Genomic DNA, 13,425 nt, shown 5'->3' with positions numbered 1-13,425 from the left:
GGGGGTCGTTCCTACGCTGCCGGCCGGCCCTTACGGCGTTCTCCGTACCGCCCCCGCCAGGATCCACCCCTCCACCGCCTCGTACTGCCTGCGCTGTTCCTCCGCCTTGCGGCGCCCGGAGATCACCGTCCCCAGCCACCCGTAGGCGAAGCCCAGGGGAATGGACACGAGGCCGGTGGTGGTGAACGGGAACCAGTTGAAGTCGGCCTCGGGGAAGGCCGAAGTGGGGGAGCCGGAGACCAGGTTGGTGCCGGTCATGAGGATGAGGACGGTCAGGGTTCCGCCGATGAGGGTGCACAGGAGGCCCGTGCGGGTGTAGCGGCGCCAGAAGAGGCCGTAGACCAGTGCGGGCGCTATGGCCGAGGCGCCCAGGGAGAACGACAGCGTGACCAGGGGTTGCAGGCTGCGGTGCTGGACGAGGGTGGCGAGCAGGATCGCCGGTGCGCCGACCGCGAGCGCGGAGACCCGGGCGAGGGTCATCTCGCGGCGCGGGGACAGCTCCCGGATCCGCCCGGCGAACACGTCGTGGGCGAGGGAGTTGGCGCAGGCGAGGATCATCCCGGCGACCGAGGCGAGGAGCGTGAGGAAGATCGCCGTCGTCACGGTCGTGAAGAGGAGGGTCTCGGCCGTCGACACGTCCGGTCCGAACGCGGCCCTGGATCCCAGCAGATACGCCGTGTTGCCCTGCGGGTCGGCGCTCGCGATCACGGACCGTCCGATCAGCGCCGTGGCCCCGAACCCGACGACCGTGATGACCAGCACGAAGACGGCCACGCAGGGTACCGCCCACGACATCGAGCGGCGTACCTGACGGGCGCTGCCCGCGGTGTACATGCGCATGGTGATGTGCGGCAGGCAGGCGCCGCCGAGGACCACGGTCAGCTCCGAACTGATCATGTCGATACGGGGGCTGGGCCCGCCCGCGAACTGCAGGCCGGAGTGCAGGAAGGCGGTCCCGACGCCGCTGTTGCGGGCGGCGGTGTCGAACAGGGCCCCGGGGTCCCAGCCGAAGCGCTGCAGGATGAGGGCGGCGACCACGGTGCCGGAGCCGAGCAGCATCACGATCTTCAGGATCTGGATGAGGGCGGTGCCCTTCATGCCGCCGATCGCCGCGTAGCTGATCATCAGTGTGCCGAGGCCGATGATGCAGCCGGTCTTGAGGGAGTCGCTGGAGAAACCGAGGATGAAGGCCAGCAGATCGCCCGCGCCGGCGAGTTGGACCAGCATCAGCGGCAGCAGGGCGACGAGGGTCGCGGCGCACGCCGTGATGCGTACCGCGCGCCCCGGCATCCGTCGTGCGAGCGCGTCGCCCATGGTGAACCGGCCCGCGTTGCGCAGCGGTTCGGCCAGCAGGAACATCAGCAGCATCAGCGACAGGGCGGTGCTGAGGGCGAGGACGACACCGTCGTACCCGGCGAGGGCGATGACGCCGCCGGTGCCGAGGACGGTCGCGGCGGAGATGTAGTCCCCGGCGATGGCGAGACCGTTGCGCATCGGCGACAGGGAGCCGTAGCCCGTGTAGAACTCGTCGAGGTCGTCGCGGTCCGGTCCGGTCATCACGCACAGCAGCAGCGTGATCGTGGCGACGGCCGTGAACGCCACCAGTGACATGGCCCGTGCGGAACTGCTGAACCCGACCATGCTCGTCAGGGCGGTCACCTCGGACATCCGGCTCATCGGGTCGCCTCCCGCTTCGCGTCCAGCTGGGTCTGTCGGCGGATCCGGTCCGCGATGGGGTCGAGGCGCCGGCGCGCGGTGTACTCGTACAGCCCGATCGCCAGGCAGGTCACCGGCACCTGGAGCAGTCCGAGCAGCAGTCCGACCGGCAGTCCGCCGGACACTTCGCTCGTCATCAGCCCCGGCGCGAACGCCGACAGGAGGAGGAAGAGGGTGAAGTAGCCGAGTGCGGTGAGCGTCGCGACCCGCCGTTGCCAGCGGTAGGCGCCGCGCAGGACGCGGAGGTCGCTGTGCCTGCCGAGTGCCTGGTGACGCGGTTGTCGCTTTCTCTCGGGTTCGGGTGGCTGGGGCTGCGGTTGCCAGGGGTAGGTGAGGTGCGAGGGGGGCGTGTGGTGGGGGGATGGGTACGGGGACGGGTGCTGCGGCGGGTGATGCGGGTCGTACGACGGCTGGTGCCGCCTCTGGTGCTCGGGGGACGAGAACGCGTCTTGCATCCCGTGATCTCCTTGCGTGGCTCGGGCCCGGTGCGGACCGCAGGGAGTTGGGGGGTGGGCGAGGCACGCACGCTACTCGCAAGTAGCCGGTTCACGTGAGGCTTTCACCAAACTGAGCGGTCGGTATGCGCTTACTTCGGCGACCCGGGGTGTTACCCGCGTTTACGCCGGGAGTTCATCGACAGTTGGCCCTGTCTTCAGTCCCCGGGATTCTTGATGACCGGAAAGCGCCGCGGTGCCACGAACAGCAGGACCAGGAAGGCGAGTGCGGCGGCGCCCGCCGCGCCCAGGTAGACGGCGTGGACCGCGTCGGCGACCGCGTGGCGCACATGTTCGGCGGGCGCGCCCGAATCCAGCGCCCGCGTCACCGCGTCCAGGTCCCCGGCGCCGCCGAGCCGCGCGGCCAGCACCCCGTTGGCGATCGCGCCGAACAGGGTCGCGCCGATGGTCTGGCCGGTCTGGCGGCAGAAGAGGACCGACGCCGTCGTCGTGCCGCGTTCCTCCCAGCCGACCGTCGACTGCACGCCGATGATCAGGGGGAGTTGGAAGAGGCCCAGGGCGCCGCCCAGCAGGAGCATCAGCAGGGCCGGCTGCCAGGGCTCGCCGGGGTAGGGCAGGAAGGGGAAGGCCAGCAGGATCAGGGTCGCGGCGGCGATGCCGAGCATCGCGGTGTTGCGGAAGCCGATCCGACCGTAGACGTGCTGGCTGAACGCCGCCGACACCGGCCAGCTCAACGTCCACACGGAGAGCACGAATCCGGCGGCGACGGGCGCCAGGCCGAGGACCGCCTGCGCGTACGTGGGCAGGAACACCGTGGGGGCGACCATGAGCAACCCCAGCGCGCCGAGCGCCAGGTTGACGGCCGCGATCGTGCGGCGCCGCCACACCCACCCGGGGATGATCGGCTCGGCCGCCCGGCGCTCGATCACGACGACGGCACCGATCAGCGCGAGTCCCGTACCGAACAGGGCGAGCGACGGGGCCGACAGCCAGTCCCAGGCGACCCCGCCCTGCACCAGCGCGGTGAGCAGCACACCACCGCAGGCGAAGACGGCCAGCGCGCCCGCCCAGTCGATCCGGGGGCGGCGGCCGGAGGACTCCCGTACCGGCTCGTGCAGATGGCGGACGATCAGCCACAGCGCCAGCGCGCCGATCGGCAGATTGATGAGGAAGATCCAGCGCCAGTCGGCGTACGCGGCGAGCACCCCGCCGAGGGAGGGGCCCGCGATCGCCGAGGTCGCCCACACCGTGGACAGCTTGGCCTGGATCCTCGGGCGCTCCTTGAGCGGGTAGAGGTCCGCGGCGAGCGTCTGCACCGTGCCCTGCAACGCGCCGCCGCCCAGGCCCTGCACGATCCGGAAGGCGATGAGCGCGGCCATGTTCCAGGCGGTGGCGCACAGCAGCGAGCCGAGGAGGAAGACGGCGGCGCCCGCGACGAGGACCGGCTTGCGGCCGAAGGTGTCGGAGAGCTTCCCGTACACCGGCAGGGTGACCGTCACCGCGAGCAGATAGCCCGAGAACAGCCAGGAGAAGACGGAGAAGCCGCCGAGGTCGCCGACGATCTGCGGTACGGCCGTGGAGACGATGGTGGAGTCGAGCGCGGCCAGCGCCATGGAGAGCATCAGGGCGGCGACGACGGCACCCCTGCGGCTGCGCGAGGACGCCGGCTGTTCCGTCGCCGCGGCCCGTATTCCGGTGTCCCCCTGGCCCACTGGAGCGCCTCCCCTGATCGGTTCCCCCTGCAACCATCTGCCGTCCCCCACCATCTCACTTGACCTTCACGTAGCGGGAGGGTGGACGCTGACCGGGTCCGAGGGTGGAGGCGACCCCGAGAGGGACTCCACCGAAGGGTGGACTGCCCCTAGGGGTCTCTCCCCACCAGGGCTCGGGGGGCGTTCGTACCGGCGGAGGACGAGACGGGGCGAGGCCGTCCTTAACCTGGCTTTATGCCGCTGAGGGCGGTGGACCGGACCCACGGGGGTGGGGTTTTCCCCCGTAGAAGACTGCGCTGGGCACCAGCGCGCCGGACCACCCCCCGCCACCAGACTTACCGACGTAGCGAAGAGCACTTCATCCGCTGACCGACATAGGAGATACACCGTGACATCGGCTGTGACCATTCCCAGGCACGGGGGCACTGGAGGGCGTACGGCCGTTGCCGCGCGGGCGCGGCAGGTCGTCAAGGCGTACGGGTCCGGGGAGACCCGGGTCGTCGCCCTGGACCAGGTCGACGTGGACATCGCACGGGGGCAGTTCACCGCGATCATGGGCCCCTCGGGGTCCGGCAAGTCCACGCTGATGCACTGCCTCGCCGGACTCGACACCGTGACGAGTGGCCAGATCTACCTCGACGAGACCGAGATCACCGGGCTCAAGGACAAGAAGCTCACGCAGCTGCGCCGGGACCGGATCGGGTTCATCTTCCAGGCGTTCAACCTGCTGCCGACGCTGAACGCGATAGAGAACATCACGCTGCCGATGGACATCGCGGGCCGCAAGCCGAACAAGGGCTGGCTCGACCAGGTCGTGGAGACCGTCGGACTCGCCGACCGGCTCAAGCACCGGCCCAGCCAGCTCTCCGGCGGCCAGCAGCAGCGCGTCGCGGTGGCGCGGGCACTCGCCGCGCGGCCCGAGATCATCTTCGGGGACGAGCCGACCGGAAACCTCGACTCCCGGGCGGGCGCCGAGGTGCTGGGCTTCCTGCGCCGCTCGGTGGACGAGCTCGGCCAGACCATCGTGATCGTGACGCACGACCCGGTGGCGGCCTCGTACTCGGACCGCGTGCTGTACCTCGCCGACGGCCGGATCGTCGACGAGATGTACCAGCCGACGGCCGATCAGGTCCTCGACCGCATGAAGGACTTCGACGCGCGGGGGCGTACGTCATGACCGTCCTGAAGACCTCGATGCGCAACTTCTTCGCGCACAAGGGGCGGATGGCGCTGTCGGCGGTCGCGGTGCTGCTGTCCGTGGCCTTCGTCTGCGGCACGCTGGTGTTCACCGACACCATGAACACGACGTTCGACAAGCTGTTCGCCGCCACCTCCTCCGACGTGACCGTCTCGCCGAAGGCGGTCAAGAGCGACAGCACCCCGCAGAACGGCAGGCCCGACTCGCTGCCCGCCTCGGTCCTGGAGCGGGCCAAGAAGGCGGAGGGCGTCAAGTACGCCGAGGGCGCTGTCAGTTCGATGAACGTGACCGTCGTCAACAGCGCCAACAAGAACATGGGGTCGAGCACCGGGGCCCCGACGATCGCCGGCAACTGGACGCGCAACGACCTGCGTTCGATGGAGATCACCTCCGGTCACGTCCCGCGCGGGCCGACCGAGACGATGGTCGACGCCGACACCGCCGACAAGCACCACCTCAAGCTCGGCGACGAACTGCGCACCATCGCCGTCACCGGTGACTTCAAGGCCCGGATCGTCGGCATCGCCACCTTCAAGGTGACCAACCCCGGTGCCGCCGTCGTCTACTTCGACACCGCCACCGCCCAGCGCGAACTGCTCGGCACCACCGGCCGGTTCACCAACATCAACCTCTCCGCCGCCACCGGTGTCACCAACGACACGCTCAAGCAGAACGTCATCTCCTCGATCGGTGCCGGCGCGTACAAGGTGCAGACGCAGAAGGAGTACGCCGACGAGAACCGCTCCGGCGTCGGCTCCTTCATGGACGTCATCAAGTACGCCATGCTCGGCTTCGCCGGGATCGCCTTCCTGGTCGGCATCTTCCTGATCATCAACACCTTCTCCATGCTGGTCGCCCAGCGCACCCGCGAGATCGGCCTGATGCGGGCGATCGGCTCGTCCCGCAAGCAGGTCAACCGGTCCGTCCTGGTCGAGGCGACCCTGCTCGGCGTCTTCGGCTCGATCCTCGGCGTCGGCGCGGGCGTCGGACTCGCGGTCGGCCTGATGAAGCTCATGTCGGCGGCGGGCATGGACCTGTCCACCCGCGATCTGACGGTCAAGGCGACCACCCCGGTCATCGGACTCGTGCTCGGTGTCGTGGTCACCGTCCTCGCCGCCTATCTGCCCGCCCGCCGGGCCGGCAAGGTCTCCCCGATGGCCGCGCTGCGCGACGCCGGTACACCGGCGGACGGCAAGGCCGGTCTCGTCCGCGGCATCATCGGCCTGGTCCTCACCGGCGCCGGAACCTTCGCGCTCTTCACGGCGGCCCATGCCGACAAGGCGAGCGACGGTTCGCTGGTGCTGGGCGCGGGAGTCGTCCTGACCCTGATCGGGTTCGTCATCATCGGCCCGCTGCTCGCGGGCGGTGTCGTCCGGGTCATCAGCGCGGTGCTGCTGCGCTTCTTCGGCCCCGTCGGACGGATGGCGGAGCGCAACGCGCTGCGCAACCCGCGCCGCACCGGAGCCACCGGCGCGGCCCTGATGATCGGCCTCGCGCTGGTCGCCTGCCTGTCGGTCGTCGGCTCGTCCATGGTCGCCTCCGCGACCGACGAGCTCGACAAGACGGTCGGCACCGACTTCATCATCCAGGGTAACCAGCGGATCGTCCCGCAGGCGGCGAAGGCCATCGAGACGACACCCGGCCTGACGCGCGTCACCCACTACCGGGACCTGGAAGCCAAGCTGACCACCCCTGACGGCGCGTCGGACACGCAGGGTGTCACGGCCGCCGACCCCACCTACCCGCAGGACCTGCGCCGCAAGACCACGGCCGGTGACCTGAACGCCGCCTACGGCAAGGACTCCATGTCCGTCGGCTCGAAGTTCGCCACCGAGCACCACGTCAAGGTCGGCGACACGCTGACCGTCGCCTTCAAGGGCGGCAGCACGGCGAAGCTCAAGGTCGCCGCGATCACGGCCGACGACGGGGTCATCGACCAGGGCGCGCGCTACACCAGCACCGAGACCATGCGCAAGTACCTCCCGGCCAACCGGATCCCGCCGGACCAGATCATGTTCGCCAGCGCCAAGAAGGGCCAGGAGAAGCAGGCGTACGCGGCCCTGAAAAAGTCCATGGAGCCCTACCCGCAGTACCAGGTCCGCGACCAGACCGACTACAAGCAGGAACTCAAGGACCAGATCGGCCAGCTCCTGAACATGGTCTACGGCCTGCTCGCCCTCGCGATCGTCGTCGCCGTCCTCGGCGTGATCAACACCCTCGCCCTGTCGGTGGTGGAGCGGACCCGCGAGATCGGCCTGATGCGCGCCATCGGGATGTCCCGCCGCCAGCTGCGCCGCATGATCCGCCTGGAGTCGGTCGTCATCGCCCTCTTCGGCGCGCTGCTCGGCCTCGGCCTGGGCATGGGCTGGGGTGCCACCGCCCAGAAGCTCCTCGCCCTGGAAGGCCTGAAGGTCCTGGAGATCCCCTGGCCGACCATCATCGGAGTCTTCATCGGCTCGGCGTTCGTGGGCCTGTTCGCCGCCCTGATCCCGGCGTTCCGGGCGGGCCGGATGAACGTACTGAACGCCATCGCCACCGACTAGCCGGCGGCAGCAGCCGCCGCGAAGCCACCGTATACGGGGGTTACGGGGGACGGGCCCGGCCCAGGAGGACATCACCTCCTGGGCCGGGCCCGCGGCCGTACGCGGTGCGTCAGGTGTGTCCGGTGCGCCGCTCCAGGAGCACGTAGCCGTAGGCGGCGCCCACGACGTCGTACGCGGCGTCGGGATGCAGACGGCCGGCGTACGCCTGGACGTCCTGGACCGAGTGGTCGGAGTCGTCGAGGGCGATGAAGTCCGGGGTGACACCACCGGTGCCGCCCGTCCAGAAGACCCGGCAGCGCGCGACGAGCCGACTGCTCGGGCCGACGTTCGCCTCGACGCTCGCCCCGTCCGGGACACGCGCCAGCAGCCGTTCGACGGCACTCACGCGCGCGGGCTTGCGATACGCGGCGGACTCGCCCAGCACGGACAGCGGGAGCGAGGGCGTCAGCGCGAGCGCGGCCGCGACGACGGCCGTGGGCAGGTGCAGCGCGTACGAGCGCAGCCACGGGCGCGGACTCCAGCGGGCCCGGGAGAGCGCGTCGGCCAGGGCGAGGGACAGGACCGGCATCGGGACGGCGCTGTAGTGCCAGTCCGTGCCCCAGTAGTGCGGGTCGCAGGAGAGGAAACGCCAGCCCAGGGTCGGCAGGGCGACCAGGAGGAGCGGGGAGCGCAGGGCCAGCAGACCGGTGGTGGGGATCAGCAGCCAGGCGAGGGTGCGGAGTTTGGTGCCCAGGCCGTCGAGGGGATCACCGCCGGCCTTGTTCCAGTAGGTGTAGGTGCCCGCGGTGTTGAAGGCAGGGATCACCACCGTGAGGGTGAGCACCGCGGCCAGTACTCCGAGGACGGCGGCCCCGAGCGCGTACAGGGCCGTACGCGGGGCGGGCTTCCGGGCCCGCACGGCCACGACCAGGGCGATCGCGGCCAGGGTGAGCCCGAGGTCCTCCTTGACGAGGACCAACGGGAACGCCCACAGCAGGGCCGCGCGCCACCGTCGCTCCAGGACCGCCTCCAGGGCGAAGGCGATCAGCGGGACGGCGAAGCAGATCTCGTGGAAGTCGAAGTCGACGGCGCGCTGGATCCCCCACGACAGCCCGTACGCGAGACCCAGCGCGAGTCCCCGGGAGCGGCCGAGGAGCCGGGCGGCGGCGCGGGTGACCGGGACCGCGGACAGGGCCAGCAGCACGGCCTGGGCGACGAGGAGGGTGACCGGGGTGGGGAAGAGACGGTAGGCGGGCGCGAGGAGGGCGGTGACCGGGCTGAAGTGGTCGCCGAGGAGGTTGCTGCCCGGGCCCCTGAGATCGGCGACGGGGGCGCGCAGGTGGGCGTAGGCGCGGACGGCCTGCTCGAAGATGCCGAGGTCCCAGGAACGGGTCGCCAGATGCCGCCAGCGGCAGACCGACAGGGTCGCGTACGCGGTGAAGAGCAGGACCGCCAGGAGCTGGGGGTCGCGGGGGCGCCGGTCACGGGCGGGGACTGCCGTGACCGGCGGGGGTATGGGGGCGCTGTCGCTGCGACCATCGCCGACGGGCCGCCGCCAGGCCTTTTTGAACTCCTCGATGGTCATGCGGCTCCCGGTACGTGATCACGTGTCACGGGGTATACGCCGGGGACATGGGGTGTGGTTGACGGCTCGGGGTGTGGTGCGGCTCACTTCCAGTGAGTGGGGTGGGCGCGGTGGCCGCCGGTCTGCGGGCCGGTGGGGGCTGGGCGCGCAGTTCCGCGCGTCTGTGAAGAGACGCTCCTGGAGACGGGCCTACGAACCAGGCCCGAAGCCGTCCACCTCTTGCGTCTCACAGGGAGCGCGGCGCCGTCGTAGGCTGGACAACCCCGGCCCGTCGAGACGTGTCGGGCGGTTCGCGTTGCCCTCTCTCCGGGATGGAAGCCCTTCATGAGCCTGCACGGTCTGCTCGACGCCGTCGTCAAGGACGCCGCCCTCGCGGAAGCGGTGAAGGCCGCCACCGACGGTAACCGGATGCACGTCGACCTGGTCGGCCCGCCCGCCGCCCGCCCCTTCGCGGTGGCGGCCCTGGCCCGCGACGCGGGCCGCCCCGTACTGGCCGTCACGGCGACGGGACGCGAGGCCGAGGACCTGGCCGCGGCGCTCAGGTCCCTCCTCCCGGCCGACACGGTCGCGGAGTACCCGTCGTGGGAGACGCTCCCGCACGAGCGGCTCTCCCCCCGCTCGGACACCGTCGGCCGCCGCCTCGCCGTGCTGCGCCGCCTGGCGCACCCGCGCCCCGACGACCCCGAGACCGGCCCCGTGTCGGTCGTCGTCGCGCCGGTGCGCTCGGTGCTGCAACCGCAGGTCAAGGGCCTGGGGGACCTGGAGCCGGTCGCGCTGCGCACGGGGCAGAGCGCAGACCTGGGCGGGATCGTCGAGGCGCTCGCGGCAGCCGCGTACTCCCGGGTCGAGCTCGTCGAGAAGCGCGGCGAGTTCGCCGTACGCGGCGGCATCCTGGACGTCTTCCCGCCCACCGAGGAGCACCCCCTCCGGGTGGAGTTCTGGGGCGACGACGTCGAGGAGATCCGTTACTTCAAGGTCGCCGACCAGCGCTCCCTCGAGGTCGCCGAGCACGGACTGTGGGCGCCGCCCTGCCGCGAGCTGCTCCTGACGGACGAGGTGCGGGAGCGGGCGGCCCGGCTCGCCGAGGAACACCCCGAGCTGGGCGAACTGCTCGGCAAGATCGCCGAGGGCATCGCCGTGGAAGGCATGGAGTCACTGGCTCCGGTCCTCGTCGACGACATGGAACTGCTGCTCGACGTCCTGCCCAAGGGCTCGATGGCCGTCGTCTGCGACCCGGAGCGGGTACGGACGCGGGCCGCGGACCTGGTGGCGACCTCGCAGGAGTTCCTGCAAGCGTCCTGGGCGGCGACGGCCGGCGGCGGCGAGGCCCCCATCGACGTCGGCGCGGCCTCCCTGTGGGCCATCGCGGACGTCCGCGACCGGGCCCACGAGCTGGACATGATGTGGTGGTCGGTGTCGCCGTTCGCGGCCGACGAGGAACTGGACGCGGACACCCTCAAGCTCGGCATGCACGCTCCCGAGACCTACCGCGGCGACACGGCCAGGGCGCTCGCCGACACCAAGGGCTGGCTCGCGGACGGCTGGCGCACGGTGTACGTCACCGAGGCGCACGGCCCCGCCGCCCGTACCGTCGAGGTCCTCGGCGGCGAGGGCATCGCGGCCCGCCTCGACGCGGAGCTGACCGAGCTGACGCCCGCCGTGGTGCAGGTCGCGTGCGGTTCGATCGACTACGGCTTCGTGGACCCGGCACTCAAGCTCGCCGTCCTCACGGAGACCGACCTCTCCGGCCAGAAGGCGGCAGGCAAGGACGGCGCGCGCATGCCGGCCCGCCGCCGCAAGACCATCGACCCCCTCACGCTCGAAGCGGGCGACTACATCGTGCACGAGCAGCACGGTGTCGGCCGCTACATCGAGATGGTGCAGCGGACCGTCCAGGGCGCGACGCGCGAATACCTGGTCGTGGAGTACGCCCCGGCCAAGCGAGGCCAGCCCGGCGACCGCCTCTACATCCCCACCGACCAGCTGGAACAGATCACCAAGTACGTCGGCGGCGAGGCCCCCACCCTGCACCGCCTGGGCGGCGCCGACTGGACGAAGACCAAGGCGCGCGCCAAGAAGGCGGTCAAGGAGATCGCGGCGGACCTGATCAAGCTGTACAGCGCGCGCATGGCGGCGCCCGGTCACGCCTTCGGTTCCGACACCCCTTGGCAGCGCGAACTCGAGGACGCCTTCCCGTACGCGGAGACGCCCGACCAGCTCACGACCATCGCCGAGGTCAAGGAGGACATGGAGAAGACGGTCCCGATGGACCGCCTGATCTGCGGCGACGTCGGCTACGGCAAGACGGAGATCGCGGTCCGCGCGGCCTTCAAGGCAGTGCAGGACGGTAAGCAGGTCGCGGTCCTGGTGCCGACGACGCTGCTGGTGCAGCAGCACTTCGGGACCTTCTCCGAGCGCTACTCGCAGTTCCCGGTGAACGTCCGCGCCCTGTCCCGCTTCCAGACCGACACGGAGGCGAAGGCCGTCCTGGAGGGCCTGCGGGACGGCGCGGTGGACGTCGTCATCGGCACCCACCGGCTGTTCTCCGCCGAGACCAAGTTCAAGGAGCTGGGCCTGGTCATCGTCGACGAGGAGCAGCGCTTCGGCGTCGAGCACAAGGAGCAGCTGAAGAAACTGCGCGCCAACGTGGACGTCCTGACGATGTCCGCCACCCCCATTCCCCGTACGCTCGAAATGGCGGTGACGGGCATCCGGGAGATGTCCACGATCACCACCCCGCCGGAGGAGCGGCACCCGGTGCTGACCTTCGTCGGCCCGTACGAGGAGAAGCAGATCGGCGCGGCCGTCCGCCGCGAACTGCTGCGCGAGGGCCAGGTCTTCTACATCCACAACCGGGTCGAGTCGATCGACCGGGCGGCGGCGCGGCTGCGTGAGATCGTCCCCGAGGCGCGTATCGCGACGGCGCACGGCCAGATGGGCGAACAGGCTCTGGAGCAGGTGGTCGTCGACTTCTGGGAGAAGCGGTTCGACGTGCTCGTGTCGACCACGATCGTCGAATCCGGCATCGACATCTCCAACGCCAACACGCTGATCGTGGAGCGTGGCGACAACTTCGGTCTCTCGCAGCTGCACCAGCTGCGCGGCCGGGTGGGCCGAGGCCGTGAGCGCGGCTACGCCTACTTCCTGTATCCGCCGGAGAAGCCCCTGACGGAGACCGCGCACGAGCGGCTCGCGACCATCGCCCAGCACACGGAGATGGGCGCGGGCATGTACGTGGCGATGAAGGACCTGGAGATCCGTGGCGCGGGCAATCTGCTCGGCGGCGAGCAGTCGGGTCACATCGCGGGCGTCGGCTTCGACCTGTACGTCCGCATGGTCGGCGAGGCGGTCGCGGACTACCGGGCCTCCCTGGAAGGCGGGGTCGAGGAGGAGCCGCCCCTGGAGGTCAAGATCGAGCTGCCGGTCGACGCACACGTCCCGCACGACTACGCGCCGGGTGAGCGGCTGCGTCTGCAGGCCTACCGCGCCATCGCCTCCGCCAACACGGAGGAGGACGTCAGGGCCGTACGCGAGGAACTCACCGACCGCTACGGCAAGCTGCCCGAGCCGGTGGAGAACCTGCTGCTCGTCGCGGGCCTGCGGATGCTCGCGCGGGCGTGCGGCGTAGGCGAGGTCGTGCTTCAGGGCAACAACATCCGCTTCGCACCGGCGGAGTTGCGCGAGTCCCAGGAACTGCGCCTCAAGCGGCTCTACCCGGGCACGGTCATCAAGCCGGCCGCCCACCAGCTCCTCGTCCCCCGCCCGAAGACGGCGAAGGTGGGCGGGAAGCCGTTGGTCGGGCGGGAGTTGTTGGGGTGGACCGGGGAGTTCCTGGCGACGATTCTCGGGTCGTAGAGGTCGACGATTCTCGGGTCGTAGAGGTCGTAGAGGTTGTGGAGGTCGTCCGGAGGCGTAGAGGCGGGGGTCGGTGCCGGGTTCCTGCACCCGGTCGGAGACGGTCTGGCGCAGGCGGTCCGCGGTCAGGTCGCGGGCCGTGGTCAGCTCCAGGTCGTTCTCGCGCAGCAGCGATCGCCGTGAGCAGGCCGGTGCGGTCCTTGAAGTGGTGGGCCGGAGCCGACTGAACGAACTGCTCTGTGACGGGAGGGCGTGGGGGTGGGAGTGTGCGGGCGTGAGAGCGGACGTCGCCGGGCGGCGCAAGTGAAGCCGCCCGCGGGAGTGGGGCTTCGCGGACGGCCTCGGTGTCACGGTCGATCGGTGGGTGTGTCGTGCCTCGCGC

Annotated in this window: 7 protein-coding genes; 3 read left to right on the top strand and 4 right to left on the bottom strand. The window is 70.7% G+C overall.

What is annotated here, in order from left to right:
* Positions 1-30 precede the first annotated feature (30 nt).
* From ACIRA5_RS09010 to ACIRA5_RS09000, 3 genes are all read right to left on the bottom strand, one after another.
* Positions 31-1,641 carry a cation acetate symporter gene (locus ACIRA5_RS09010; protein ID WP_403689729.1) on the bottom strand — a complete coding sequence of 537 codons (1,611 nt, stop codon included), beginning with the start codon at positions 1,639-1,641 and terminating at the stop codon, positions 31-33.
* Between the two features lie 32 nt (positions 1,642-1,673).
* A complete protein-coding gene (locus ACIRA5_RS09005; RefSeq protein WP_403688897.1) occupies positions 1,674-2,171 on the bottom strand; it encodes a DUF485 domain-containing protein in 498 nt (165 codons plus the stop codon).
* A 197-nt stretch (positions 2,172-2,368) separates the two neighbouring features.
* Positions 2,369-3,883, bottom strand: a complete 1,515-nt coding sequence (locus tag ACIRA5_RS09000) for an MFS transporter (RefSeq protein WP_403688894.1) — start codon at positions 3,881-3,883, stop codon at positions 2,369-2,371.
* 388 nt (positions 3,884-4,271) lie between these two features.
* Between ACIRA5_RS09000 and ACIRA5_RS08995 the strand changes: the two genes are divergently transcribed.
* On the top strand, positions 4,272-5,060 hold the full coding sequence (locus ACIRA5_RS08995) for an ABC transporter ATP-binding protein (RefSeq protein ID WP_067376193.1): 789 nt from the start codon (positions 4,272-4,274) through the stop codon (positions 5,058-5,060).
* Positions 5,057-7,624: an ABC transporter permease gene (locus ACIRA5_RS08990; protein ID WP_403688891.1), complete on the top strand. Its 2,568-nt coding sequence runs from the start codon at positions 5,057-5,059 to the stop codon at positions 7,622-7,624. Before ACIRA5_RS08995 ends, ACIRA5_RS08990 begins: the two co-directional genes overlap by 4 nt.
* Before the next feature lie 109 nt (positions 7,625-7,733).
* Here ACIRA5_RS08990 and ACIRA5_RS08985 read toward each other — a convergent pair whose 3' ends face one another.
* Positions 7,734-9,188, bottom strand: coding sequence for a DUF2079 domain-containing protein (locus tag ACIRA5_RS08985; RefSeq protein ID WP_403688890.1), 1,455 nt, complete (start codon positions 9,186-9,188; stop codon positions 7,734-7,736).
* Positions 9,189-9,512: 324 nt separating this feature from the next.
* Between ACIRA5_RS08985 and mfd the strand changes: the two genes are divergently transcribed.
* Positions 9,513-13,043, top strand: a complete 3,531-nt coding sequence (gene mfd, locus ACIRA5_RS08980; RefSeq protein WP_403688888.1) for a transcription-repair coupling factor — start codon at positions 9,513-9,515, stop codon at positions 13,041-13,043.
* Positions 13,044-13,425: the final 382 nt, after the last annotated feature.

Source organism: Streptomyces sp. NPDC096311 (genome assembly GCF_044763085.1).
Lineage (GTDB): Bacteria > Actinomycetota > Actinomycetes > Streptomycetales > Streptomycetaceae > Streptomyces.
This window is presented reverse-complemented; position numbering and strand designations above follow the sequence as displayed.

What these genes read in the sequence shown, in the direction of transcription:
- ACIRA5_RS09010 (WP_403689729.1), bottom strand. Translation starts at nt 1,641, where the DNA reads ATGGTCGGGTTCAGCAGTTCCGCACGGGCCATGTCACTGGTGGCGTTC.
- ACIRA5_RS09005 (WP_403688897.1), bottom strand. Translation starts at nt 2,171, where the DNA reads ATGCAAGACGCGTTCTCGTCCCCCGAGCACCAGAGGCGGCACCAGCCG.
- mfd (WP_403688888.1), top strand. Translation starts at nt 9,513, where the DNA reads ATGAGCCTGCACGGTCTGCTCGACGCCGTCGTCAAGGACGCCGCCCTC.
- ACIRA5_RS08990 (WP_403688891.1), top strand. Translation starts at nt 5,057, where the DNA reads ATGACCGTCCTGAAGACCTCGATGCGCAACTTCTTCGCGCACAAGGGG.
- ACIRA5_RS08985 (WP_403688890.1), bottom strand. Translation starts at nt 9,188, where the DNA reads ATGACCATCGAGGAGTTCAAAAAGGCCTGGCGGCGGCCCGTCGGCGAT.